The organism is Citrobacter freundii complex sp. CFNIH4, from assembly GCF_002934505.1.
In the GTDB taxonomy this organism is placed as follows: Bacteria; Pseudomonadota; Gammaproteobacteria; order Enterobacterales; family Enterobacteriaceae; genus Citrobacter; species Citrobacter freundii.
This window is the reverse complement of sequence record NZ_CP026231.1, coordinates 3,364,189-3,390,522: the sequence shown is the minus strand read 5'-3', so window position 1 is coordinate 3,390,522 and position 26,334 is coordinate 3,364,189. Positions and strand designations below refer to the sequence as shown.

The 26,334-nt window shown below is 52.4% G+C and carries 23 protein-coding genes; 12 read left to right on the top strand and 11 right to left on the bottom strand.

What is annotated here, in order from left to right:
- Positions 1–30: 30 nt before the first annotated feature.
- A complete protein-coding gene (gene rcnR, locus C2U41_RS17280; protein WP_003033900.1) occupies positions 31–303 on the top strand; it encodes a Ni(II)/Co(II)-binding transcriptional repressor RcnR in 273 nt (90 codons plus the stop codon).
- 751 nt (positions 304–1,054) lie between these two features.
- Here the strand turns inward: rcnR and C2U41_RS17265 are convergent.
- Positions 1,055–2,284, bottom strand: a complete 1,230-nt coding sequence (locus C2U41_RS17265) for an amino acid permease (RefSeq protein ID WP_003840979.1) — start codon at positions 2,282–2,284, stop codon at positions 1,055–1,057.
- A gap of 142 nt (positions 2,285–2,426) precedes the next feature.
- Positions 2,427–2,882, bottom strand: a complete 456-nt coding sequence (locus C2U41_RS17260; RefSeq protein WP_003846445.1) for a multidrug/biocide efflux PACE transporter — start codon at positions 2,880–2,882, stop codon at positions 2,427–2,429.
- Between the two features lie 101 nt (positions 2,883–2,983).
- On the opposite strand from C2U41_RS17260, the gene C2U41_RS17255 reads away from it, so the two are divergent.
- From C2U41_RS17255 to araE, 5 genes are all read left to right on the top strand, one after another.
- Positions 2,984–3,868, top strand: a complete 885-nt coding sequence (locus C2U41_RS17255) for a LysR family transcriptional regulator (protein ID WP_003846446.1) — start codon at positions 2,984–2,986, stop codon at positions 3,866–3,868.
- A gap of 102 nt (positions 3,869–3,970) precedes the next feature.
- Positions 3,971–5,149 carry an acetyl-CoA C-acetyltransferase gene (locus tag C2U41_RS17250; RefSeq protein WP_003033912.1) on the top strand — a complete coding sequence of 393 codons (1,179 nt, stop codon included), beginning with the start codon at positions 3,971–3,973 and terminating at the stop codon, positions 5,147–5,149.
- Positions 5,150–5,620: 471 nt separating this feature from the next.
- Positions 5,621–6,457 carry a 5-dehydro-4-deoxy-D-glucuronate isomerase gene (gene kduI, locus C2U41_RS17245; protein ID WP_003840972.1) on the top strand — a complete coding sequence of 279 codons (837 nt, stop codon included), beginning with the start codon at positions 5,621–5,623 and terminating at the stop codon, positions 6,455–6,457.
- A gap of 57 nt (positions 6,458–6,514) precedes the next feature.
- Positions 6,515–7,276, top strand: coding sequence for a 2-dehydro-3-deoxy-D-gluconate 5-dehydrogenase KduD (gene kduD / locus C2U41_RS17240; protein ID WP_003033923.1), 762 nt, complete (start codon positions 6,515–6,517; stop codon positions 7,274–7,276).
- A 314-nt stretch (positions 7,277–7,590) separates the two neighbouring features.
- Positions 7,591–9,009 carry an arabinose-proton symporter AraE gene (gene araE / locus C2U41_RS17235; protein WP_003033926.1) on the top strand — a complete coding sequence of 473 codons (1,419 nt, stop codon included), beginning with the start codon at positions 7,591–7,593 and terminating at the stop codon, positions 9,007–9,009.
- A gap of 55 nt (positions 9,010–9,064) precedes the next feature.
- On the opposite strand, the gene C2U41_RS17230 is transcribed toward araE, so the two are convergent.
- Together C2U41_RS17230 and C2U41_RS17225 are read right to left on the bottom strand one after the other, a co-directional pair.
- Complete coding sequence (locus tag C2U41_RS17230; RefSeq protein WP_003033929.1) at positions 9,065–9,952, bottom strand: Rpn family recombination-promoting nuclease/putative transposase; 888 nt, start codon at positions 9,950–9,952, stop codon at positions 9,065–9,067.
- 196 nt (positions 9,953–10,148) lie between these two features.
- Positions 10,149–10,475 (bottom strand): cupin domain-containing protein, encoded by a 327-nt coding sequence (locus C2U41_RS17225; protein WP_032937452.1) that lies wholly within the window; start codon positions 10,473–10,475, stop codon positions 10,149–10,151.
- A 141-nt stretch (positions 10,476–10,616) separates the two neighbouring features.
- On the opposite strand from C2U41_RS17225, the gene C2U41_RS17220 reads away from it, so the two are divergent.
- Complete coding sequence (locus C2U41_RS17220; protein ID WP_032937454.1) at positions 10,617–11,324, top strand: aspartate/glutamate racemase; 708 nt, start codon at positions 10,617–10,619, stop codon at positions 11,322–11,324.
- Here the strand turns inward: C2U41_RS17220 and C2U41_RS17215 are convergent.
- On the bottom strand, positions 11,296–12,231 hold the full coding sequence (locus C2U41_RS17215; RefSeq protein WP_003033937.1) for a LysR family transcriptional regulator: 936 nt from the start codon (positions 12,229–12,231) through the stop codon (positions 11,296–11,298). The two genes, C2U41_RS17220 and C2U41_RS17215, sit on opposite strands and share 29 nt — an antisense overlap.
- A 118-nt stretch (positions 12,232–12,349) precedes the next feature.
- On the opposite strand from C2U41_RS17215, the gene lysA reads away from it, so the two are divergent.
- Positions 12,350–13,606: a diaminopimelate decarboxylase gene (gene lysA / locus C2U41_RS17210; protein ID WP_032937456.1), complete on the top strand. Its 1,257-nt coding sequence runs from the start codon at positions 12,350–12,352 to the stop codon at positions 13,604–13,606.
- A 107-nt stretch (positions 13,607–13,713) separates the two neighbouring features.
- Here lysA and C2U41_RS17205 read toward each other — a convergent pair whose 3' ends face one another.
- Together C2U41_RS17205 and galR are read right to left on the bottom strand one after the other, a co-directional pair.
- Positions 13,714–14,724 (bottom strand): LacI family DNA-binding transcriptional regulator, encoded by a 1,011-nt coding sequence (locus C2U41_RS17205; protein ID WP_032937458.1) that lies wholly within the window; start codon positions 14,722–14,724, stop codon positions 13,714–13,716.
- Positions 14,725–14,737: 13 nt separating this feature from the next.
- Entirely contained in the window at positions 14,738–15,766 is a 1,029-nt protein-coding gene (gene galR / locus C2U41_RS17200) for an HTH-type transcriptional regulator GalR (protein WP_003033945.1), read from the bottom strand.
- A gap of 597 nt (positions 15,767–16,363) precedes the next feature.
- Between galR and aas the strand changes: the two genes are divergently transcribed.
- Positions 16,364–18,523, top strand: a complete 2,160-nt coding sequence (aas, locus tag C2U41_RS17190; protein WP_048217190.1) for a bifunctional acyl-ACP--phospholipid O-acyltransferase/long-chain-fatty-acid--ACP ligase — start codon at positions 16,364–16,366, stop codon at positions 18,521–18,523.
- Complete coding sequence (gene lplT, locus C2U41_RS17185; RefSeq protein ID WP_003033951.1) at positions 18,516–19,709, top strand: lysophospholipid transporter LplT; 1,194 nt, start codon at positions 18,516–18,518, stop codon at positions 19,707–19,709. Before aas ends, lplT begins: the two co-directional genes overlap by 8 nt.
- Before the next feature lie 82 nt (positions 19,710–19,791).
- Here the strand turns inward: lplT and C2U41_RS17180 are convergent, their stop codons facing one another.
- The 4 genes from C2U41_RS17180 to mutH form a co-directional block, all read right to left on the bottom strand.
- Positions 19,792–20,832, bottom strand: coding sequence for an NADP(H)-dependent aldo-keto reductase (locus C2U41_RS17180; protein WP_003033954.1), 1,041 nt, complete (start codon positions 20,830–20,832; stop codon positions 19,792–19,794).
- A 106-nt stretch (positions 20,833–20,938) separates the two neighbouring features.
- A complete protein-coding gene (ygdR, locus tag C2U41_RS17175; RefSeq protein WP_000758660.1) occupies positions 20,939–21,157 on the bottom strand; it encodes a lipoprotein YgdR in 219 nt (72 codons plus the stop codon).
- A 144-nt stretch (positions 21,158–21,301) separates the two neighbouring features.
- Entirely contained in the window at positions 21,302–22,015 is a 714-nt protein-coding gene (locus tag C2U41_RS17170) for a TerC family protein (protein WP_003033961.1), read from the bottom strand.
- 75 nt (positions 22,016–22,090) lie between these two features.
- Positions 22,091–22,786 (bottom strand): DNA mismatch repair endonuclease MutH, encoded by a 696-nt coding sequence (mutH, locus tag C2U41_RS17165; protein WP_003033965.1) that lies wholly within the window; start codon positions 22,784–22,786, stop codon positions 22,091–22,093.
- A gap of 684 nt (positions 22,787–23,470) precedes the next feature.
- Between mutH and rppH the strand changes: the two genes are divergently transcribed.
- Positions 23,471–24,001, top strand: a complete 531-nt coding sequence (gene rppH / locus C2U41_RS17160; protein ID WP_003033982.1) for an RNA pyrophosphohydrolase — start codon at positions 23,471–23,473, stop codon at positions 23,999–24,001.
- A 12-nt stretch (positions 24,002–24,013) separates the two neighbouring features.
- Complete coding sequence (ptsP, locus tag C2U41_RS17155; RefSeq protein ID WP_003033984.1) at positions 24,014–26,260, top strand: phosphoenolpyruvate--protein phosphotransferase; 2,247 nt, start codon at positions 24,014–24,016, stop codon at positions 26,258–26,260.
- The last annotated feature ends 74 nt before the right edge of the window (positions 26,261–26,334 follow it).

The window sequence follows — 26,334 nt, the reverse complement described above, 5'->3', positions numbered from 1 at the left end:
CTTATAGCCAGACGTTAAAAAGGTAAAGTTATGTCACATACGATCCGCGACAAACAAAAGCTGAAAGCCCGAACCAGCAAGATTCAGGGGCAGGTAGCGGCGTTGAAAACCATGCTGGATGAACCGCATGAATGCGCGGCGGTATTGCAGCAAATAGCGGCGATCCGCGGGGCGGTAAATGGATTAATGCGCGAAGTGATTAAAGGTCATCTGACCGAGCACATTGTGCATCAGGGCGATGAAATAAAGCGCGAAGAAGATTTGGATGTGATTCTGAAAGTACTGGATTCGTACATCAAATAAGCCAGTTTAACGGCTCATCCACGTTCAATACCGTCCAGTTAAGCATGTAGGGTGAACATGTGATTCTTTCTCAGGGTTCCGTTCACCTCAGCAGTGTTATTTTTCTGAAGCATCGATACCCGTGAACGTGTAAAGGGCGTTCTTCGCCACGCCCTTTACAATCCCGGCTCCCGGCGGGAAAATTGCCGCTCCGCGGTCCCCTCCGCTTATTCCTCCAGGCTACCGGGTCGGGCGCGAGGTAGCGTCCCTGCAAAGCGCGCCCTGAGCCAGCATCCATGCTGGCTCTCCCGGGCTTACGGAAACACGTCGGCAATTTTCAGCCGGACCAGCCAACACCTGACCATCCGCGCTTTTATTTGAATATCTCTGAACAGCAAAACAGATTTAACTGGAAGTCAGAGCGCTGAAGCGACACCCTGGCCCGGCTGAAAATCGATGAGGCGTTGACGGCTGACCGGGTCTGCCCGCAGGGATGCGGGCAGAGGGGGCGGCCTGCAGGGACGCAGGCTCGGCCCCGACCAGACAGGCAGACGGAATAAGACGAATGAATCGCGCAGCGACGATTTTCCCGCCGGGAGCCTGGGTTGCAAGGGAGGCGGCGGTGAGCCTCCCTTGCACGTTCACAGGAATCTGTGCTTCAGAGAAACGATTAATATGAGGTGAACGGAATCCTTTCTCTGAGATAACATGTTTATTACCTCCGCCAACACTGGTTGATGCTTTCTGAAAATGAGCCGTTAAGCAACACGTTCTAGCCAAAAAACATCACAGATACGCACAGCAGACCGACAATCAACGTTATCAGGTTACCCACTGAACGGTATGGCTTCAGCGCCGGGATCAGATAGGTAGACAATGTCGGCATGATAAACAGAATCATGGCAATCAGCGGCCCACTAATCGCGTAAATCATTGAAATAGCATTAGGATTAATGCAGCAGATGATAAACGTGATAGCCGAGACCAGCATGATGGACAGGGCGCGGTTAAAGGCCCGGCTTTTCTTCACACCCACCTGATGCAACGATGTTTTTACTACCTCCGTTGCCCCTTCAATCACGCCAAAGTAGGTGCCAAGGAACGATTTTGACATCGCTACGACGGCAACGATGATCCCGGAAATCGACAGCCATGCCGGTGCGTTAGGCATCATCGACAGCGCGGAAAGAATGGTCACGCCTTCATTTTTTGCATCCTCGATATAGTTTGTCGGAATCGAAAGCAAACAGCTGAAGACGAAAAACAGTACGCTCAGGCAGATGATAACGTAGGCCACCTTCATGATTTTTTTGCATTTACCCATGGCCTGCTCGCCATATTTCTCACGTCGATCAATGGCGAACGTGGAGATAATTGGCGTATGGCTAAAAGCGAAAACCATCACGGGAATAGATATCCAAACCTGATGAAGCGTGTGCTGATCGACAGACATCTGGCCGGTGAGTAGCGTTGGCTGCCAGCTTCCGGTCAGGTAGAGCGAAAGGAACAAAAAGTACGCGATGAGCGGGAATACCAAAAAGCCCATGACCCGGATGGTGGCTTGTCGACCCATCAGAAAAATTAAATTCAGCACCAGTACCACGCCCAGACTGACCAGCATACGCACGCGAAGATCTATCTCGATATGTTTTGCCAGCTGTTCGGTGAGTGAGTTGGTTATCGCCACGGCGTAGATCAGTACCACCACAAAGAAGGCAATAAAATAGAGGGTGGTGATCAGGCTGCCAATCTTCTTGCCGTAGTAGTGTGTAACCGCGCCAGTGATCCCCTCACCAGCCGACGTTTTTGAAGACAGGATAAACTGGCACAGCGCCTTGTGCGGCCAGTAGGTTAAAGGCCAGGCGACGAGAGCGGTGATAAACAGCACCACCGCACCTGCAGAACCCAGCTGTATGGGGAGGAATAGGGTTCCTGCGCCGACGGCAGTCCCATATAGTGCGAAGCTCCAGAGAGTCTCTTCTTTTGACCAAAATTTCGACATTATTTGAACGTATCAACTATAAAATAAACAAAAAGAAGCGCAATTTACCACAAATGGCAGGGGCTGGGGGAGGTGTGAACAAGCGGGCAGGTGAATGGATGAATAGCCGGAACCGAGAAAATTCCGACTATTATTTTAATTATCAGGCAGTAACGCGCTGCTGGCGACGCTTCATAACACGCTCGCGTAACGTGTCATAAGCCCAGTTATAGAACATGGTATACGGCAGGAAGAACAGGAAGAAACCTATTTCCAGCGTGAATGCCTGAAGCAGGCTGACGTTCAGCACATACGCCACGATGCTCACCCCAATCACAATAAAACCACTCTCAAAACCTAAGGCGTGAAATGCTCGCACTTTCGCCGTACGTTTTACCAGGTGTGACGGCCACAGACGGTCAAACAGGGCGTTATAAATGATATTCCAGATCATCGCTGTAGTGGCGAGAAGAATGGTCAGTCCGCCCATTTCCAGCACCGAGCGCTGCATCAACCATGCGGTGGTTGGTGCGAGAACAGCGGTGGCAATGCCTTCAAAGCAGACGGCATGAAAAATACGCTCTACTAACGAGCGGCGTTGGACAGTATCGTGTTGCATAACCTAAAACCTTCTTTGATGCCCGGATAACGGAATGGTGGCAATTTTATCGTTTTATGTGATATCTAAAAGATAGTATCCATCGATAAAGTAGATAGTTCATGCGTTACTCTCCTGAAGCATTAACGGCATTTGTGGAGACCGTTTCCTGCGGTTCATTTTCTGCGGCAGCCCGGCGGCTGCGCAAAAGCCAGTCCACCATCAGTACAGCCATTGCGCATCTGGAAGCCGACCTTGGTTTTGCGCTGTTTGACCGTTCATCGCGCCAGCCAACGCTGACCGAAGAAGGTAAGCGGGTGCTGGGTTATGTGCAGGCCATTCTGTCAGCGAGCGATCGTCTGGACGAGGCGGCGATTTCGCTGTCGGGTGAAACGGAAGCGCGTCTGACCTTCGTGTTGTCAGACACGCTGCATCCGGATGTGCTGGAAGAGTTGATGGTGCAGTTTGACCGCAAGTTTCCCCATACCGAGTTTGAATGTCTGATTGGCGAAGACGAGGACGTGATCGATCTGCTGCAAAAAGGACGTGCTCAGGTGGGGTTGATCGAAGCGCGGGAGGATTATCCGACAGACATGGGCGTTACGCGTCTGCCGATGCAAACCTGGATGGGATTATACGTGGCGGTATCGCATCCTTTGGCGGCTCAAGAAAAACTGCAGTGGGAGCAGCTACACACCTGGCGCGAGCTGCGTCTGAATACCTATCTGGAAAGCGGGACTAACGTGGCGCGCGGTCCCGTCTGGTCGGCTCCTAACTACCTGTTATTGCTAAGTATGGCTGTTCAGGGATTCGGCTGGTGCGCGCTCCCGTGTGCGCTGGTGGAGGAGTTTGCGGCAGAAAAACCATTGGTTCAATTAAAGCTGCCCGGCTGGCCAAAGGCTATCTCTATCGATCTGTTGTGGAATAAGAAATCACCGCCTGGCGTGGCGGGAAGTTGGCTGCGCGACCATTTACAGCAGAGTGGCGTTCAGATGACCAATAAATGATACGAATTTCCTTTGTGATAAAAATCACCGTTTTTAAACAACCTTGATAACTCTTTTTAACAATCATCTACTATTGCGGTGTTATTTTGCGCTGAGGTGGTGATGAAAGAGGTTGTGATAGTCGGGGCGTTAAGGACACCGATTGGTTGCTTCCAGGGGACGCTGGCGCGCCATTCTGCCGTTGAATTAGGCAGCATGGTGGTCAGGGCTTTACTGGAACGCACGGGCGTGGACGTTCATGCTGTGGATGAAGTGATCCTCGGTCAGGTGCTTACCGCAGGTGCCGGGCAGAATCCGGCGCGTCAGTCTGCCATCAATGGTGGGCTACCCAATACCGTTTCCGCCATCACCATTAACGATGTCTGCGGTTCGGGCCTGAAAGCGCTGCATCTGGCGACCCAGGCTATCCAGTGCGGCGAAGCCGACATTGTGATTGCGGGCGGGCAAGAGAATATGAGCCGTGCCCCGCATGTCCTTACCGATAGCCGCACCGGTGCACAGCTGGGGAACAGCCAACTGGTCGACAGCCTGGTACATGACGGTCTGTGGGATGCCTTCAACGATTATCACATGGGCGTTACCGCGGAAAACCTGGCGCGAGAATACGGCATTAGCCGCGAATTGCAGGATGCCTACGCGCTGCACTCGCAGCACAAAGCGCGGATGGCAATTGATGCTGGACGCTTTAAAGATGAAATCGTGCCGGTGGTAACACAGCGTAATGGGCAATCATTGGTGGTGGATACCGACGAGCAGCCGCGTACCGATGCCAGCGCCGAAGGGCTGGCGCGTCTGGATCCTACCTTTGACAGGCTCGGTTCGGTAACGGCAGGTAACGCGTCATCCATCAATGACGGCGCCGCTGCGGTGATGATGATGAGCGAGGCCAAGGCGCAAGAGTTGAACTTACCTGTACTGGCCCGTATTCGCGCCTTTGCCAGCGTCGGGGTCGACCCTGCGCTCATGGGGATTGCGCCAGTGTATGCGACGCGCCGCTGCCTTGAGCGTGTGGGCTGGCAACTGGCAGATGTTGATCTTATCGAAGCTAATGAGGCCTTCGCCGCGCAGGCATTATCCGTTGGGAAAATGCTGGAGTGGGATGAACGGCGGGTGAATGTTAACGGCGGAGCCATTGCGCTCGGTCACCCGATTGGCGCATCTGGCTGCCGAATTCTGGTTTCGCTGGTGCATGAAATGGTGAAGCGTCGGGCGCATAAGGGCCTGGCAACGCTGTGTATCGGTGGTGGTCAGGGGGTGGCGCTCGCTATCGAACGAGATTAACGATCTTACATTTACCGTCTTAAACGCCTTTCTAAGTGTTTTCCCTGCACCTGTAAAAAAGCCCTCCAGCAGGAGGGCAAGGCCAGTTACAGAAACATACACTCTAAACACAGTTAACTTATCAAAACATTGTTTCATTTCATGTGATTAACTGCGCACTTTGTTAGAAAAGGTGTCTTTTCGACTGATCATCTCGGCTGAATTTTCCATTTTTTATCCCCGCCCCTAATGAATAAATAAATTTATCGTATTGTTATTCAATCATTTTATTAAGGTCCATTTCGCTATTCATACGCGCTAGCGTGATCGCACTTACACTTTTGATAATAAGATGCGAAAAAAGTGAAACATCGTTTTATTTATAATTGAAAACACATTCAGGGAGGAATATCATGAGTGCATAAGATAAAACGGAACAGCGTTTTGCTATTCGTTTAAGCATTCACGGTCAATTTATCACTGGAGGTAAATGTGGACGTAAGACAAAGCATCCATAGTGCGCATGCGAAAACCCTGGACACTCAGGGGCTGCGTAATGAGTTTTTGGTCGAAGAAGTGTTTGTCGCAGATGAATACACCATGGTCTACAGCCACATCGACCGCATCATTGTTGGCGGCATTATGCCAGTGGCCAAAACCGTCTCTGTGGGTGGCGAAGTCGGCAAACAGCTGGGCGTAACCTATTTCCTCGAACGTCGTGAACTGGGTGTGATCAATATCGGCGGCCCGGGCACGATTACCGTTGACGGCCAGTGCTATGAAATTGGCCATCGCGACGCGCTGTACGTCGGGAAAGGGGCAAAAGAAGTGGTATTCGCCAGTATTGATACGACAAAACCGGCGAAGTTTTACTACAACTGCGCGCCGGCCCACACGACTTACCCAACTAAGAAAGTCACGCCTGCAGACGTTGCGCCAGTGACGCTGGGCGATAACCTCACCAGTAACCGTCGTACCATCAACAAATACTTTGTGCCGGATGTTCTGGAAACCTGCCAGTTGAGCATGGGTCTGACTGAACTGGCACCGGGTAACCTGTGGAACACCATGCCGTGTCATACCCATGAACGTCGTATGGAAGTCTATTTCTACTTCAATATGGAAGAAGATACCTGCGTCTTCCACATGATGGGGCAGCCTCAGGAAACGCGTCATATTGTGATGCACAACGAGCAGGCGGTGATTTCTCCAAGCTGGTCTATTCACTCCGGTGTCGGCACAAAAGCGTATACGTTCATTTGGGGCATGGTCGGCGAAAACCAGGTCTTTGATGATATGGACCATGTTGCAGTAAAAGATCTGCGCTAGTTGCGGGCGACAGCCGTGCCTGCTGCGGCGGGCATTATAAAAAATTAAGGATTTACAATGATTTTGAATGCATTCTCTCTTGAAGGTAAAGTCGCCGTTGTGACCGGTTGTGATACCGGTTTGGGTCAGGGTATGGCGCTGGGCCTGGCTGAAGCGGGCTGCGATATCGTCGGTATCAACATTGTTGAACCGACAGAAACCATCGAACGTGTGACCGCACTGGGCCGCCGTTTTTTAAGCCTGACCGCCGATCTGCGTCAAATTGACGGTATTCCGGCGCTGCTGGAGCGCGCAGTGGCAGAATTCGGCCATATCGATATTCTGGTCAACAACGCGGGTCTTATCCGTCGTGACGATGCGATCGACTTCAGCGAAAAAGACTGGGATGACGTGATGAACCTGAACATTAAGAGCGTGTTCTTTATGTCTCAGGCCGCGGCGAAGCACTTTATCGCCCAGGGTAACGGCGGTAAAATTATCAACATTGCCTCTATGCTTTCCTTCCAGGGCGGGATCCGCGTGCCGTCTTACACCGCGTCTAAAAGCGGCGTAATGGGTGTTACCCGTCTGATGGCGAACGAATGGGCAAAACATAACATCAACGTCAACGCGATTGCACCGGGTTACATGGCGACGAATAACACTCAACAGCTGCGTGCTGATGAGCAGCGTAGCGCAGAAATCCTCGATCGTATTCCGGCGGGCCGTTGGGGTCTGCCGAGCGACCTGATGGGGCCTGTCGTGTTCCTGGCGTCCAGCGCATCTGACTATATCAACGGCTATACCGTTGCGGTAGACGGCGGTTGGCTGGCGCGTTAATTGCTTTCCAGAGCCAACAACCCTGCTAAATGGCAGGGTTTTTTTTACTTTTGAATCATTAAAATCCATATTGTGGTTATAAATTATTCCATATTAAATTTCATGCGTATCAATTTATTGTTTTTAATATTCTTTAATATCAATAAATTAAATTTAATTGAGTGATTGTCGGTAAATTTTAAAATTGGAATATCCATCACATAACGATGTGGTGTAGCTATTTAATCCATGTTTTTGCCGTTTCCCGCCTGACGCTTCCTGCAAGGGATCCCTTACTTTCAATGGCATGGTTACTCTGTATCTGGCAGGAAAAAATGGTCTCAATAAATAATGATGCTGCTTTAGCGCCGCGCCCAGTGCGCGATACGCGACGTATGAATATGTTTGTTTCTATCTCTGCGGCTGTCGCAGGGTTGTTATTCGGCCTGGATATTGGCGTGATTGCCGGGGCGTTGCCTTTCATCACCGATCACTTTGTGTTGACCAGCCGCCTGCAGGAGTGGGTGGTCAGCAGCATGATGCTGGGCGCGGCAATTGGTGCGCTGTTTAACGGTTGGCTGTCATTTCGCCTGGGACGTAAATACAGTCTGATGGCGGGGGCGATCCTTTTCGTCGTCGGATCTCTGGGCTCGGCGTTTGCCTCCAGCGTAGAAATGCTCATTTTTGCCCGCGTGGTATTGGGCGTTGCGGTGGGGATCGCCTCTTACACCGCACCGCTTTATCTCTCCGAAATGGCCAGTGAGAACGTACGCGGTAAGATGATCAGCATGTATCAGTTGATGGTTACGTTGGGTATTGTGCTGGCCTTTTTGTCTGATACGGCATTTAGTTACAGCGGAAACTGGCGCGCCATGTTGGGAGTGCTGGCGCTTCCGGCGGTGTTATTGATTATCCTGGTGGTTTTCCTGCCAAACAGCCCGCGCTGGCTGGCGGAAAAAGGTCGCCACATTGAAGCAGAAGAAGTATTGCGCATGCTGCGCGATACGTCAGAAAAGGCCCGCGATGAGCTGAACGAAATCCGTGAAAGCTTGAAGCTGAAGCAGGGTGGTTGGGCGCTGTTTAAAATTAACCGTAACGTGCGCCGCGCAGTTTTTCTTGGGATGTTACTGCAGGCGATGCAGCAGTTCACCGGGATGAACATCATCATGTATTACGCGCCGCGCATTTTCAAAATGGCGGGTTTTACCACCACAGAGCAGCAGATGATTGCCACGCTGGTGGTTGGCTTAACGTTTATGTTCGCTACCTTTATTGCCGTCTTCACGGTCGACAAAGCAGGACGTAAACCGGCGCTGAAAATTGGGTTCAGCGTAATGGCCATCGGGACGCTGGTGCTCGGATATTGCCTGATGCAGTTTGATAACGGCACGGCTTCCAGTGGACTATCCTGGCTGTCAGTTGGCATGACGATGATGTGTATTGCAGGCTATGCGATGAGCGCCGCGCCGGTGGTGTGGATCCTGTGTTCGGAAATTCAGCCGCTGAAATGCCGTGATTTTGGTATTACCTGCTCCACCACCACCAACTGGGTGTCGAACATGATCATTGGTGCAACGTTCCTGACGCTGCTCGATAGCATTGGCGCCGCCGGTACGTTCTGGCTATATACTGCGCTGAACGTCGTGTTTATCGGTATTACGTTCTGGCTGATTCCAGAAACCAAAAACGTCACGCTTGAGCATATCGAACGTAAGCTGATGGCAGGTGAGAAGTTAAGAGATATTGGGGTGTAAGTGAGCAGGGAGCCCGATAGAACAACTGATTATCGGGCTCTCATTACTACTTATTTCAGTGTGGAGCCGCCTGCCTTGCGAGGAGATCCTTAGCAGACAGCCCGGTTATCTTTAGTATAATTTCATGGCTAATACCATTCGCTAACATCATCTGGGCAATGCGTAACGCTTCTTGTTGTTTGGCTTCTTGTTGCAACACTTCCGCAATAGTCATCAGACTTTCCTTTTGCTGTGGTACCCGCTGAGCGACTTCACGGATAAATTTATCTACGTGAGGCGTATTTCCAAACTGCATCATGTAATTAAATAGCGTTTTGAGCTGGCTGTCATTAGCGTATCCCGTAGCCAGCAACGAGACCAGTTGTTCCACTAATCCCATTAAATCACGCTTGCGGATATGTTTTTGCATCAATTCCAGCAGTGCTATACGGCGATGTTGCATAATTTCGTCATCGGGTATTACGGTGATATCTACCAGCGGAAATGTTGCTGAGTATAGCTGTCGTGCCACTATGGGGTCGTCAAACTCATCCAGCCAGCAGAGTGAAAAGGGGTAGGGGCTGAGTGCACCATGATAAAACAGCATCGGTATCACCAAAGGTAATGTTTTATGGCCAGCATCCAGATGGCGTTGCATTGCGGCCATTGCATAGCGCATTAGCCGAAATGCCATGTGAGCGTCTGGCGAACTCTGATGCTCGATAACAACATAGATATACCCATCGCCTTCATTTGTTTTTAATGACCACAGTACGTCGGAGTAGCTGGCTCGCAGGCTATCCTCAATAAAACTGCCTGATTCCAGTTTTAGTGTTTGCAGATCACATAGCTCCCGCAAGGTTGATGGAAGATAGATATCCAGAAAATCTCTTGCGGTATCAGGATGGTACAAGAACTGTTTGAAGACTGCGTCATGTGGAGTGGATGTTGTCATTTTTGTCATGGCGATCCGTCACCGTTAATTAAGATAACGTGACTGTAATCGCCCACATGGCGAGACACATCGGGTGATTAATGCTTATGCGAATTGGTATCGAAGGAAAATGCCCCACATTGTAACGTATTCATTTTTAGGGAACTGAGTACGCATTTTAGCGTGTTCTCAAACCGGTCAGTAGCACGGCTTGAGAACAACGAAATTACCCGTGTAGAAAATCTTCGCGTATGGGCGTAAAGGTATCCAGCAGCGTTCCCGGTTTTAAACAGACGCAGCCATGCATAATGTTGGGTTGTTTATACAGGGTATCGCCCGCCCTAACGACATGCTTTTCTTCGCCGATGGTAAATTCAAACTCACCGGACAACACGTAAGTCAGCTGCTCGTGCGGATGATTGTGCATCGGGCCTATCGCGCCTTGCCCGAAGTTCACCTCAACCGCCATCATGTTACCGTCGTGAGCAAGAATGCGCCGGGTAACGCCATTGCCCAGATCGTCAAGCGTGGTCTCTTTATGAAAAATAAACATCCGGCCTTCCTGTAATTAATTAAAACAATGTTTCATTAAACCTATATCAGAAAATTAAAAAAAGAAATGCACGCCAACAGATGTGGAAAGTTGATCACATCTTTGGTTCACTGGAGAGACAACAACGAGTCAGGGGAAATGATGAAAACGATCGGTCTGTTAGGCGGTATGAGCTGGGAATCTACCATTCCTTATTATCGACTCATTAATGAAGGGGTAAAACAGCGTCTGGGTGGCCTGCATTCTGCGCAGATTCTGTTGCACAGCGTGGATTTTCACGAGATTGAAGTCTGTCAGTCAAGCGGTGACTGGCAGCGAGCCGGTGAGATCCTCGCGCAGGCCGCCACAGCGCTACAGCAAGCCGGAGCGCAAGGGATTGTGCTGTGTACCAACACCATGCACAAGGTTGCTGAGGCGATTGAAAGCGCCTGTGATGTGCCGTTCCTGCATATTGCCGACGCGACGGGGCGGGCGATACAAAAGCAGCAGATGAGCAACGTGGCGCTACTGGGTACGCGCTACACCATGGAACAGGATTTTTACCGCGGTCGTTTACAGACTGAATTTGGCATTAGCACGCTGATTCCTGAAGCTGATGACCGTCAGAAAATAAACCAGATTATTTTCGATGAGCTGTGTCTCGGTGAGTTCAGCGAGGCTTCCCGCGATTATTACCTGGGCGTCATCGACCAACTGGCGAAACAGGGGGCGCAAGGGGTGATATTTGGCTGTACTGAGATTGGTCTGCTGGTTCCCGCCGAGCTAAGCCCACTACCGGTTTTCGACACCGCGGCAATCCATGCGCAAGATGCGGTGGCATTTATGCTTTCGGTTGTGGATGCAAAATAGCCTCCAGCGGGTCAATAAGACTTGGTAGATGGTCCTGCAGATGCGCCGTAAAAGCATCAACCAGCGCCGAGGCGGGGCGATGAAGTGGGTGAATCAGGCTGACCGTAAAGGGTACCGAAATACTGAAGCGGCGGATGACGACCCCGCTACTGGCGTAATCCAGCGCGGTCAGTGGGTTTACCACCGAGATCCCCACGCCTGCCCGCACCATTGCACAAATTGAAGCGGCGCTATGGGTTTCAATCACCATACGGCGCTTCACCTGGTGCTCATTAAACAGGGTATCCAGTAGCTGACGGTAACTGTCGGTCCGTGACAGGCTGATGTAGTTTTCCCCCTGAAAATCCTGCGGCGTTAACACCGCTTTCTTAGTCAGCGGATGCCCCTGGGGCAGCACGCACACTTCATCCAGCGCCAGCAATTCGGTGCGTTTTGTTCCGGCAGGCGTATGCAGCGTTTCCGTTAGCCCCAGATCGTGGCGCTGCGCTGACAGCCACTCTTCCAGTAGCGGTGACTCCTGCGGCACTATCTGAATATTGACCTGCGGATAGCGTGCGAGGAATGGCTGCAGTAGTGGCGGTAAAAAGGACTGTGAGAATACCGGCAGGCAAACAATCGACAATTCGCCCTGGCGGAACTCGCGCAGGCTTTCGGCGGCGCTCACAATTCTGTCCAGGCCATACCACGAACGTTGCACCTCTTCAAACAGACGTAACCCTTGCACGGTTGGGTGCAGCCGGCCACGCGTGCGTTCAAACAGCGTTAATCCCAGTACTTTCTCGAATCGGGCCAGTTCCCGACTGACGGTGGGCTGCGAGGTATGTAGCATGCGCGCGGCTTCCGTCAGATTGCCTGCCGTCATGATGGCGTGAAAAATTTCGATGTGTCGCAGGTTAACGGCGGGCATGGGCAATCCTCGAATGAACCAATCCATATCATTTTTGCATAGACTCACGATAAAACGATATTTTTTATTCTTTTCGGGCTGTGGCGTAATCATAAAAAAGCCAATACCGGAGTACACCATGCCACGCCCACTCAACAACACAGACACGGACCTGACCGCCGACAACCTGCTGCGCCTGCCTGCCGAATTCGGCTGCCCGGTGTGGGTCTATGATGCGCAGATTATACGCGCCCAGATTGGCAAACTGAGTCAGTTTGACGTGGTGCGTTTTGCCCAGAAGGCATGTTCGAATATTCATATTTTGCGCCTGATGCGCGAGCAGGGCGTAAAGGTTGATTCCGTCTCGCTTGGCGAAATTGAACGTGCGCTAGCGGCAGGTTTTGTACCGGGGAAAGATGAAATCGTCTTTACCGCCGATATGATTGATGAAGCGACGCTTGCGCGGGTGCATGAATTGCGCATTCCGGTAAATGCCGGGTCGGTGGATATGCTGGAACAACTGGGTCAGGTCTCGCCGGGCCATCGCGTGTGGCTACGCGTAAACCCTGGCTTTGGGCATGGACACAGTCAGAAAACCAATACCGGCGGCGAAAACAGCAAGCACGGGATCTGGTATAGCGATCTTCCCGCGGCGCTGGAGGTGATTCAGCGCTACAAGCTGAAGCTGGTGGGGATTCATATGCATATTGGTTCTGGTGTGGACTACGCGCATCTGGAGCAGGTGTGTGGTGCGATGGTGCGTCAGGTAATTGAATTTGATCAGGATCTGGAGGCGATCTCTGCGGGCGGCGGTTTATCAATCCCGTATCGCGAAGGTGAAGAGGCGATCGATACCAATCACTACTTTGGATTGTGGAACGCTGCGCGTGAGCAGATTGCTAAATACCTGGGTCACCCGGTCGCGCTTGAGATAGAGCCGGGTCGTTTTCTGGTCGCAGAAGCCGGCGTGCTGGTAGCACAGGTACGCAGCGTAAAAGAGATGGGTAGCCGTCACTTTGTACTGATCGATGCGGGCTTCAACGATCTGATGCGCCCGGCGATGTACGGCAGCTATCACCATATCTCCGCGCTGGCTGGGGATGGTCGCTCTCTGGAACACACCCCGCAACGGGAAACCGTGGTGGCCGGGCCGCTGTGCGAATCTGGCGACGTGTTTACCCAGCAGGAGGGCGGAAATGTGGAAACCCGTCTGTTGCCTGCGGTGGTGCCGGGTGATTATCTGGTCTTGCATGATACCGGGGCGTACGGCGCGTCTATGTCGTCAAACTACAATAGCCGTCCTCTGCTGCCGGAGGTTTTGTTCGATAACGGCGTGGCGCGGCTGATTCGCCGTCGCCAGACCATTGATGAGCTGTTAGCGCTGGAATTAATCTGATTACAGCGTGGTGAAATGCCGGATGGCGCTACGCTTATCCGGCCTACGAAATTAACTGTGGGCGCTGTTGGCCGGATAAGGCACTTGTGCCGCCATCCGGCATTTAATTACTTAAAATACGGCCCGAGCGTTACTGAGTCACGTAGTACCAGTTTGCCGGTAAACGGTGGGATTGGCTCGACGCTCTCGCCGTTGGCCAGCCGGATAGCCTGGTCGATTGCCGTGGTTATCATGGTATCAATCGGCAGATAAACGGTAGACAGCCCCGGCTCCAGCCATTTGGCGCTGGGTGCATCATCAAAACCAAACAGTGAGACGTCCGTTGGGATCCTCAGCCCGGCCTGATGTAACGCTTTTGATGCGCCCAATGCCATGTCATCGTTACAGGCGAACAATGCGCTGAATTTCACCCCTTCCTCCAGCAGTTCACGACAGGCTTCATAGCCTCGTGTCATCGTGGAGTCGCCGTATTTGACCTTGTCGGGATCCCAGGGAATACCGTTTTTTTCCAGCGCTTTACGATACCCCATCAGGCGGGATTTACCGGTCGGGGTATGGCCTGGCACAGTGATACAAGCAATATCGCTATGGCCCTGGGAGATAAGATAATTGACCGCCTGATAGGCCGCGTCTTCCTGTTCAAAGAAAATCGCGCGATCGCGGGCCTGGCTTACATCACGGTTGATGACCAGCAAGGGCATAGCGATGCTGTTCATCAGCGACATTATCTCTTTTTCACTCATATAGCGGGTATAGAGAATAATGGCGTCGCACTGCCTGTCCGCCAGCATTTGCACGGCTTCCTGCTCACGCTCTGGTGTGTCGTGTCCGTCGGTGACGATCAACTGCTTGCCGTGAGATTCCGTCTGGCGTGAAGCCTGTTGCAGCAGCCGGCCAAAGTAGAATCCATCAAATGTAGAAACCACCAGACCAATGCTGTTGCTGGTGCGGTTTGCCAAAGATCGTGCTAGAAAATTAGGCCGATAATCAAGTGCCTGCATGGCCTTAAACACTTTCTGGCGCGTGCTCTCTTTTACCTGACCCGTGCCATTCAGTACGCGCGAAACGGTCGCTTTTGAGACGCCTGCGCGTCGTGAAACGTCCAACATCGTAGTCATAACGCTATCCTGGTTAATCGTTTGACGATGAATTCCCCGGCTCTGTCAGCGTCGAAACGGAATGGCGACGCACCAGAGTTGGGTTAAAAACGTGGGTAATTTCAGGCACGGGGCGCTTCTCCGCCAGCGCGAGCGCCAGTTCGGCAGCCTGGGTTGCCATCGTCACGATCGGATAGCGTACCGTGGTCAGACGCGGGCGCACGTAGCGGGAAACCAGCACATCATCAAAACCAATCAGCGAGATTTCTCCCGGTACATCAATGCCGTTATCATTTAATACGCCCATGGCACCAGCCGCCATTGAGTCGTTGTAGCAGGCTACCGCAGTGAAGTTTTTGCCACGACCAAGTAACTCGGTCATCGCCTGTTCACCGCCGCTTTCATCCGGTTCACCAAACGTTACCAGGCGATCGCTGACCGGTATATTGCTCTCTGCCAGCGCGTCGTAATAGCCTTGCAGACGATCTTCCGCATCTGAGATTGTGTGATTGGAGCACAGATAGCCAATGCGCGTATGGCCCTGTTGAATGAGGTGGCGGGTCGCCAGCCATGCGCCGAAACGGTCATCAAGGGCAACGCAGCGTTGTTCGAATCCTGGCAGAATTCGGTTAATTAATACCATGCCGGGGATTTGCTTCATTAGTGATGCCAGCTCAGCATCCGGGATGATTTTTGCGTGGACAACAAGGGCTGCGCAGCGGTGGCGAATGAGCTGTTCAATCGCCTGTCGTTCCTTCTGTTCGTTATGGTAGCCGTTGCCAATCAGTAAAAAATTACCGGTGTTATAGGCCACCTGCTCGACAGCTTTAACCATTGCCCCAAAGAATGGATCGGACACATCACCAACGACCAGACCGATGGTCTCTGTGGATTGTTGTGCCAGCGCACGCGCATTGGCGTTGGGGTGGTAGCTGAGAGATTCCATTGCACTCGTTACAGCCAGGCGCGATGCTTCGCTGGCTTTAGGGGAATCATTAATCACTCGAGAAACGGTGGCGACTGATACACCTGCTAGTCGGGCTACATCCTTTATGGTCGCCATGATAGTACCTGTTGTGGGTAAACGCTTACATTCCGTCAGTGTTACGGAAAATGGCTGGCTGTTCAAGCAGATTGCCCGTCAGAACGTCGCAAATGTGAGCGCACACGAGCGAAGTAAGACAGAAAATAGAAAATGCTAATTTTTGCTTACACTTTGCGATGTGCTGTTGCGATTGTTCGCTGGTGAGGGAACTGAGCAGATTGCTAGAGTTGAGATCCCAGAGGTATTGATAGGTGAAATCAACTTTCGGGTTGATCACTAGAATTACACCAGCCTGCGCAGATGCGCAGGTTTTTTTTTACCTTCAGCCTATCTGTAACAGTAACCGATAATTTACACAACTCGTTGCATTTGGGTTCATTCCTTTGCGTTTTCGCACTGGCGTATCTGGCTGCTGACGACCACAATCAAGATCCCAGAGGTATTGATTGGTGAGATTATTCGGTACGCACTTCGTACCTGTCTCTTGCACCAACCTGCGCGGATGCGCAGGTTTTTTTTCGAATTGTATTTAACAGTTACCTGTCGCGCCTATTCCCCAACTCGTATACTCTCCCACCATTGATGTTTATATAATTAATGGCACAGGGAGTTGAGATGCTATTTGGCTTTTTTCGTAATCTGTTTCGCGTGCTTTTCCGCGTTCGCGTCACGGGCGATGTCAGCGCGCTACAGGGAGAACGCGTTCTAATCACTCCCAACCATGTCTCATTTATAGACGGCATCCTGTTGGCGCTCTTTTTACCGATTCGTCCCGTCTTCGCTGTTTACACCTCGATCAGCCAGCAATGGTATATGCGCTGGCTAACCCCGCTGATTGATTTCGTACCGTTAGATCCAACCAAACCGATGTCGATTAAACATCTGGTTCGTCTGGTCGAACAGGGCCGCCCGGTGGTTATCTTCCCGGAAGGGCGTATTTCGACCACCGGTTCGTTGATGAAAATCTATGACGGTGCCGGGTTTGTCGCCGCTAAGTCGGGAGCGACGGTCGTACCTGTGCGCATTGAGGGCGCAGAGCTTTCCCGCTTTAGCCGCCTGAAAGGTTTGGTTAAACAGCGATTCTTCCCGTGCATCCGCTTACACATCCTACCGCCGACACAACTGCCGATGCCGGAAGCACCGCGAGCTCGCGATCGCCGTAAAATCGCCGGAGAGATGCTGCATCAAATTATGATGGAAGCACGCATGGCGGTTCGTCCGCGTGAGACGCTCTACGAGTCGCTGCTGGCGGCGAAATACCGTTTTGGCGCAGGCAAAAACTGCATTGAAGATATTAATTTCACTCCGGACAGCTACCGCAAACTGCTGACGAAAACGCTGTTTGTCGCGCGTATTCTGGAAAAATACAGCACCGAGGGTGAAAGAATCGGCCTGATGCTGCCAAATGCGGGAATCAGCGCGGCGGTCATTTTTGGCGCCATTGCGCGTCGACGCATTCCAGCCATGATGAACTACACCGCGGGTGTGAAAGGATTAACCAGCGCCATTACTGCGTCTGAAATAAAGACGATCTTCACATCCCGACAGTTTCTCGATAAAGGCAAACTCTGGCATTTACCGGAACAGCTCACCCAGGTGCGTTGGGTGTATCTGGAAGACTTGAAAGCTGATGTGACCTTTAGCGATAAGCTGTGGATTTTCTCACATCTGCTGGCACCGCATCTGGCGCAGGTGAAGCAGCAGCCGGAAGACGCTGCGGTGATCCTCTTTACCTCCGGTTCAGAAGGCCATCCGAAAGGCGTGGTTCACAGTCATAAAAGCATTCTGGCGAACGTTGAGCAGATTAAAACGATTGCCGATTTCACCGCCGATGACCGCTTTATGTCGGCGCTGCCGCTGTTCCACTCCTTTGGGCTAACGGTGGGATTATTCACGCCGCTACTGACTGGCGCAGAAGTGTTTCTTTATCCCAGCCCGCTGCATTACCGCATTGTGCCAGAGCTGGTATACGACCGGAACTGCACCGTGTTGTTTGGTACGTCAACGTTCCTAGGCAACTACGCGCGTTTCGCGCATCCATACGATTTCCATCGCCTGCGCTATGTGGTTGCGGGAGCGGAAAAACTGCAGGACAGCACAAAGCAACTGTGGCAGGAGAAATTTGGCCTGCGTGTCCTTGAGGGCTATGGGGTGACGGAATGTGCCCCGGTGGTGTCGATTAACGTACCGATGGCGGCAAAATCGGGAACGGTAGGGCGCATCTTGCCTGGTATGGATGCTCGACTGTTGGCCGTTCCGGGAATTGAGGACGGTGGGCGTTTACAGCTGAAAGGCCCTAATATTATGAGCGGCTATTTGCGCGTCGAAAAACCTGGGGTGCTGGAGGTGCCAACGGCAGAGAATGCGCAAGGTGAGATTGAGCGCGGCTGGTATGACACCGGAGACATCGTGCGCTTTGATGAAAACGGCTTTGTACAGATTCAGGGGCGCGCTAAGCGTTTTGCTAAAATTGCCGGAGAGATGGTGTCGCTGGAAATGGTTGAGCAACTGGCGTTGGCCGTGTCTGCAGACAAAATGCATGCTACTGCGATCAAGAGTGATGCCAGCAAAGGTGAGGCGCTGGTGCTGTTTACCACCGATAGCGAACTCACGCGTGAAAAACTACAGCAGTATGCGCGGGCGCACGGCGTACCTGAACTCGCCGTACCGCGTGATATACGCCACCTGAAGCAACTCCCATTACTCGGCAGCGGTAAGCCGGATTTTGTTACGCTGAAAAGCTGGGTCGATGAGCCGGAAAAACAACATGAGTGAGTCAGTGCACACTAACACGTCAATCTGGTCCAAAGGGATGATGTCCGTTATCGCCGCGCAGTTTCTGTCGGCGTTTGGCGATAACGCGTTGCTGTTTGCTACGCTGGCGTTGCTGAAGGAGCAATTTTATCCGGACTGGAGCCAGCCTATCCTGCAAATGGTGTTTGTGGGTGCTTACATTCTGTTTGCGCCGTTTGTTGGACAGGTGGCGGATAGCTTTGCCAAAGGCAGAGTGATGATGTTCGCGAACTCCCTGAAACTGCTGGGTGCGGCAAGTATTTGCTTCGGCATTAATCCGTTTCTCGGGTATACGCTAGTGGGGATTGGCGCGGCGGCGTATTCACCGGCCAAGTATGGCATTCTCGGTGAACTGACCACCGGCGACAAACTGGTGAAAGCCAACGGCCTGATGGAAGCTTCCACCATTGCCGCGATTTTGCTCGGTTCTGTCGCCGGCGGCGTTCTGGCCGACTGGCACGTGATTGCCGCGCTTTCTGCCTGTGCGCTGGCCTATGCTGGCGCAGTGGTCGCTAACCTGTATATCCCGAAACTAGCCGCGGCTCGCCCTGGCCAGTCCTGGCATCTGGGGAAAATGACGCGCAGTTTCTTCTGTGCCGCCTCTTCGCTGTGGCGCAACGGTGAAACACGCTTCTCGTTGGTGGGAACCAGCCTTTTTTGGGGGGCGGGCGTTACGCTGCGTTTTCTGCTGGTACTGTGGGTTCCGGTGGCGCTCGGCATCACCGATAACGCCACGCCGACCTATCTCAATGCCATGGTAGCGATCGGGATTGTCGTCGGCGCGGGGGCGGCTGCGAAGCTGGTGACGCTGGAAACTGTGTCGCGCTGTATGCCTGCGGGGATCCTGATCGGCGTCGTGGTGCTGATTTTTTCTCTTCAACATTCGCTGCTTCCGGCCTACGCATTGCTGATGCTTATCGGCGTGTGTGGTGGGTTCTTTGTGGTGCCGCTGAATGCGTTACTGCAGGAGCGGGGTAAGAAAAGCGTCGGCGCAGGTAATGCGATTGCGGTGCAAAACCTGGGTGAAAACAGCGCGATGCTGTTGATGTTGGGTATTTACTCACTGGCGGTGCTGGTGGGGATTCCGGCGGTAGCAATTGGTATTGGGTTCGGTGCGCTGTTTGCGCTGGCGATTGCGGCGCTGTGGATTTGGCAGCGCCGCCATTAGTCTGTTATATGCTGTTGCAACCAGGCCTACAGGGAACGCTGTCTGTAGGCCTGATAAGCGCAGCGCCATCAGGCGCTAACTGTTAAGGTGCAGGATAGGTATACACCTGATGCACCGCTTCAATCTCTGCCAGCACTTCCTCGCTCAACTCCAGATGCAGACTTTCAACGTTGGTTTTTAGCTGCTCCATGGTCGTGGCGCCCAGCAAAGTGCTGGCGACAAACGGCTGACGACGCACGAATGCCAGCGCCATTTGCGCAGGATCCAGATTATGGCGTTTCGCGATATCCACATAGGCCGCAACGGCTTTCTGCGTCTGCTCGCCGCTGTAGCGCGTGAAACGGCTAAACAGCGTATTGCGTGCACCGGCAGGTTTCGCGCCGTTCAGGTATTTCCCGGTTAATGTACCGAAGCCCAGGCAAGAGTAGGCCAGCAGCTCAACGCCTTCATACTGGCTCACTTCTGCCAGTCCAACCTCAAAGCTGCGGTTCAGCAGGCTGTAGGGGTTCTGGATGGTGGCGATGCGTGGCAGATCGTGTTTGTCCGCCAGGTGCAGATAGCGCATCACGCCAAAAGCGGTTTCATTAGAAACGCCGATGTAGCGAATTTTCCCGGCGCGCTGAAACTCGGCCAGCGCGTCCAGCGTATCCAGCAGGGAAACGACCGGCGCGGAGTCTGTCCAGCTGTAGCCTAACTTACCAAAGCAGTTGGTCGGGCGCTGCGGCCAGTGAACCTGATACAGATCCAGGTAATCGGTTTGCAGTCTTTTCAGGCTGTCATGCAGCGCTTCACGGATATTTTTTCGATCCAGCGCCTGATTCGGGCGGATGCCGCTGTCGTTGTTGCGTGATGGTCCACTGACCTTAGAAGCGACGATCAGCTTTTCGCGGCTGCCGTGTTTGGCGAGCCAGTTACCTACGTAGGTTTCGGTGAGACCCTGGGTTTCAGGACGCGGCGGTACCGGATACATCTCGGCAACGTCGATCAAATTAATGCCCTGTGCTACGGCATAATCGAGCTGTGCATGTGCGTCGGCTTCGCTGTTTTGTTCACCAAACGTCATTGTGCCCAGCCCCAGTGTACTGACTTCCAGCGAGCTGTGGGGTATACGGTGATATTGCATAGCCGTTTCCTTTTTATAATCACGACATAAGGATTATAAAAATGGCTGAGGGAAGCGAAAAAGGAAAGTAAAATTGTTAAGGCCAGCGCGCTGCTGACCTCAACCATCAGCGTTCAATGATTTGGGACACATCATCGCGGTTAATCTGCATCGCATTGCCCTGCTGGTCGTGATAGCTCACAAGACCGGTATCATCGTCAATTTCTGGTTTTCCATCGGTCAGGATCATTCGACCATCTTTTGTTGCCATTACATAATCGCTGCTGCATCCGGAAACGGCAAAAGCCAGTCCTACGGCGGAAATCAAAACTGCCCATTTTTTCATCTGCTTATCCTCACATGGCCTGCGTCTGACAATAGTTTAGTAATAACGCGAAGTTGTGCAGGGTGAAAGCAGTAAAATCTTAAACTGTGAGAAGGGGTAGGTGTGGTGGGCATTCGCTCCCCTTGCGGGGAGCGATGAATTTTATCAGAGCGGATTTTTTTTATTACGCCACAGATTCAGGGTCTCTACCGCGATAGAGAAGAACATGGCGAAATAGATATATCCTTTCGGAACGTGGACGTCGAAACTTTCCAGAATCAGCGTAAAACCGACCAGAATCAGGAACGAGAGCGCCAGCATTTTTACTGAAGGGTGGCGATCGACAAACTCACCAATTGGGCGAGCAGCAAACATCATCACGCCTACGGCAATCACTACTGCCGCCATCATGATAAACAGATGATCGGACAAACCAACCGCAGTAATCACGGAATCCAGACTGAAGATAATGTCTAACAACATGATCTGCACAATCGCGCCCAGGAAAGAAGATACGCGGGTTTTTAACCCCTCTTCCTCACCTTCAATGGACTCGTGGATCTCCTTGCTGGCTTTCCAGATCAGGAACAATCCCCCCAGCAGAAGGATCAGGTCGCGTGCTGATATTGCCTCGCCAAACAACTCGAATAGCGGGTTTGTCAGTCGCGTTACCCAGGCGATAGAAGCCAGCAGAGCCAGACGCATGATCATCGCCGCCGCCAGCCCAATACGTCGGGCATGATTGCGTTGCGCTGTCGGGAGTTTGGCTACAACCAGAGAAAGGAAAATAATATTGTCGATCCCAAGAACGATCTCCAGCAGCGTCAGCGTACCGAGCGCAAGCCAGGCGTTAGGATCGGTTATCCATGCAAATAACATCGAACAAAGTCCTGCCAAAAAAAAGAAGCGGTAATTATAGGCCCGTAACGCGGCGGGTGAAAGGCCGGGCGGTGCCTATTGCGCCTGGAACAAGAAATGTCGCTCAAGCAATGCGCGGGTGAAGTTCTTTTTCAGATAAAAGCCGCGTGGCAGGGTCAGGATGGGCTCGCCGTTGGCACCAATGGCCTCGGTTAGCGCGCGGGCGTTAGCGGCTTTAGGACGCAGTTGCAGTACTTCCCCATGGCGAGCGGTGATGCGTTCGACGTGACCTAACACAATCATGTCCATTAATTCTTCCCAGTCCAGACGCAATTGCCGGTCCTCTTCTTCATTCGGGCTCCACAGCAAGGGAGAGCCGACGCGGCGCTCAGCCAGCGGGATGCTGCGTTCGCCTTCTACTGGGATCCACAGAACGCGTTTGAGTTTGTGCCGTACATGGCTGGTTTCCCAGGTGACGCCGGTATTGCCGGTTAACGGTGCCACGCACACAAAGGTGGTTTCCAGCGGTCTGCCAAGACTGTCCACAGGGATCGTTTTCAGCTCCACGCCCAGCGCCGCAAAATCCTGCTCTGGTTTACTGCCCGCGCTGGCACCGAGCCAGATTTCCAGTAGCACGCCAATCCAGCCTTTATCGCGCTTAAGATCCTTCGGCGTAACGATTCCCGCCATTGCCGCTAATTCTCCTAACGCGTAGCCCGAAAGCTGTCGTGCCTGGCTCAGCAACTGGGCTTCAGATTCAGGGGGAGAAAGCAACGGACGGAGTTCTGGCATCGGGTTAACCCTTAGGTGAAAAAATAAGCAATGATTTTATACCGTGTGGACAGAGTTTATCTTTTTCCACATGCTTTATTCAATTATATGATTTATATTGGTTTTTAGATTCACGTTTGCAGAGTTGCGCAACAGCGAAGCGGGTTTTCCAATTCTGGTCACTGACAATGAACAGGATCTTACACCATGTTATCCACAGAAAGATGGGATAACTGTGAAAAACCCCCACTACTGTTTCAATTTACAGCCTTGACGTGCGACGAAAATCGAATTTTCACACAAATTGTGCCTAACTTATTGGCATAATCTGTGGATAAAACCGACGCTGGTCGATCTTTCATCAACGTGAAGATCGTATGAGTGATGTACATCACATTTCTGTGTGTTTATCTGCGTGGATCAGTTTTAACTTTATGAATGTATAAGACTATTTTTACTCTGTGACGAATGTCTTATTCGGACTGTTCTGGGTTTTCCCATAGTAATTCCGTACTTCTTCACAACTATATCCACAGAAAAGGTGAATAAAATCGCCTTGCTTGCCCTTCTTCTGTTTATAACTCGGCCTTTAACTGTGAGTTATTCAATTGTTATTAGAATATCGCACCCTTAACAGAGTGGTTTACCGCCCCTCAGGAGTGTGAAACAATCGTTTGTATATAAGGTTTATGTTGAGGTAGTCCGGTGATTGATGACGATGGCTACCGCCCGAATGTAGGGATAGTAATTTGTAACCGCCAGGGGCAGGTCATGTGGGCCCGGCGATTTGGTCAGCACTCCTGGCAATTTCCACAAGGTGGGATCAACGCAGGAGAGACAGCAGAGCAGGCGATGTACCGGGAACTCTTTGAAGAAGTGGGTCTCAGTCGTAAAGATGTACGGATCCTTGCTTCTACTCGTAACTGGTTGCGTTACAAGTTACCGAAACGTTTGGTGCGTTGGGACACGAAGCCGGTTTGTATCGGCCAGAAACAAAAGTGGTTTCTTCTGCAATTGGTCAGCAGCGATGCTGAAATCAATATGCAAACCAGCAGTACACCTGAGTTCGACGGCTGGCGCTGGGTGAGTTACTGGTATCCGGTTCGACAGGTGGTGTCATTTAAACGCGATGTCTATCGCAGGGTGATGAAAGAATTCGCAAGTGTTGTCATGGCGCTTCAGGAGAGCACTCCTAAGCCGCAAAGCACACCTGCGTACAGACGTAAAAGAGGTTAAGCTACGCAAATTATGCTCACCCGCCTGCGCGAAATAGTCGAAAAGGTGGCCAGTGCTCCGCGTCTGAATGAAGCGCTCAATATACTGGTTACCGACATCTGTCTTGCGATGGATACAGAGGTCTGTTCGGTTTATCTGGCCGATCACGATCGACGTTGTTATTACCTCATGGCGACCCGGGGACTGAAAAAACCACGTGGTCGCACTGTCGCACTCGCGTTTGATGAAGGTATCGTTGGCCTGGTTGGCAGGCTGGCGGAACCTATCAACCTCGCCGATGCGCAAAAACATCCCAGCTTTAAATACATACCTTCGGTAAAAGAAGAGCGTTTTCGTGCATTCTTAGGCGTACCGATCATTCAGCGTCGCCAGCTTTTAGGTGTGCTGGTGGTGCAGCAGCGTGAACTGCGTCAGTACGATGAAAGTGAAGAGTCTTTCCTCGTCACGCTCGCCACGCAAATGGCGGCCATACTTTCGCAGTCGCAACTAAACGCGCTGTTCGGTCAATACCGGCAAACGCGCATCCGTGCATTGCCTGCCGCCCCCGGCGTGGCAATAGCTGAAGGCTGGCAGGATGCGACGCTGCCGCTGATGGAGCAGGTCTATCAGGCTTCAACGCTGGATCCGGTGCTTGAGCGCGAGCGACTGACCGGTGCGTTGGAAGAGGCGGCGAACGAATTCCGCCGCTACAGCAAGCGTTTTACCGCTGGGGCGCAGAAAGAAACGGCGGCGATCTTTGATCTTTACTCGCACTTGCTTTCCGATACCCGTCTGCGCCGCGAGCTGTTTGCGGAAGTGGATAACGGTTCAGTGGCCGAGTGGGCGGTTAAAACGATCATTGAAAAGTTTGCCGAACAATTTGCCGCGCTGAGCGATAACTACCTCAAAGAGCGGGCCGGAGATTTACGCGCGCTCGGCCAGCGTCTGCTGTTCCACCTCGACGACTCTATCCAGGGGCCGAATGCCTGGCCGGAACGCTTCGTACTGGTGGCGGATGAACTTTCGGCGACCACGCTGGCGGAGCTTCCTCAGGACCGGTTAGTCGGCGTGGTTGTCCGGGACGGCGCAGCCAACTCTCATGCGGCAATTATGGTTCGTGCGCTGGGTATCCCTACCGTTATGGGGGCCGATATCCAGCCGTCGGTGCTGCATCGTCGCACGCTGGTGGTGGACGGTTATCGCGGTGAACTGCTGGTCGATCCGGAACCGGTATTGATTCAGGAATACCAGCGTCTTATCAGTGAAGAAATTGAGCTGAGCCGCCTGGCGGAAGACGACGTCAACCAGCCAGCACAGTTGAAAAGCGGCGAGCGCGTGAAGGTGATGCTCAATGCGGGTCTCAGCCCGGAACATGAAGAAAAGCTGGGTAGCAGGATCGACGGTATTGGCCTGTATCGCACCGAAATCCCGTTCATGCTGCAAAGCGGTTTTCCTTCGGAAGAAGAACAGGTTGCGCAGTATCAGGGCATGCTGCAAATGTTTAACGACAAGCCGGTGACCCTACGTACGCTGGATGTCGGTGCCGATAAACAGCTGCCCTACATGCCGATCAGTGAAGAGAACCCGTGCCTTGGCTGGCGAGGGATCCGCATAACGCTCGATCAGCCAGAGATCTTTTTGATCCAGGTTCGCGCCATGCTGCGTGCCAACGCGGCAACCGGCAACCTCAGCATTTTGCTGCCGATGGTAACCAGCATTGATGAAGTGGACGAAGCGCGACGTTTGATTGAACGCGCCGGACGCGAAGTGGAGGAGATGATCGGTTACGAGATCCCGAAACCGCGCATTGGCATCATGCTGGAAGTTCCGTCGATGGTGTTCATGCTGCCGCATCTGACAAACCGGATTGACTTTATCTCAGTCGGAACCAACGATCTTACCCAGTACATACTGGCCGTCGATCGTAACAACACACGGGTAGCCAGCATTTATGACAGTCTGCATCCGGGGATGTTACGTGCGCTGGCGATGATTGCGCAGGAAGCCGAAAGAAGCGGTATCGATTTACGCCTGTGTGGTGAAATGGCGGGCGACCCGATGTGCGTGGCTATTCTGATCGGCCTGGGTTTCCGTCATTTGTCGATGAACGGTCGTTCTGTCGCTCGCGTAAAATATCTGCTGCGTCATATCGATTTTGATGAGGCGCAAACGCTGGCGCAGCGCAGCCTGGAAGCGCAGATGGCGGCTGAGGTACGCCATCAGGTAGCGGCCTTTATGGAGCGCCGCGGCATGGGGGGATTGATTCGCGGAGGATTGTAGGCCTGATAAGCGTAGCGTCATCAGGCATTACGGGGTAAAGATTACTTATACAGATCTTTTACATCTTCCCGGCA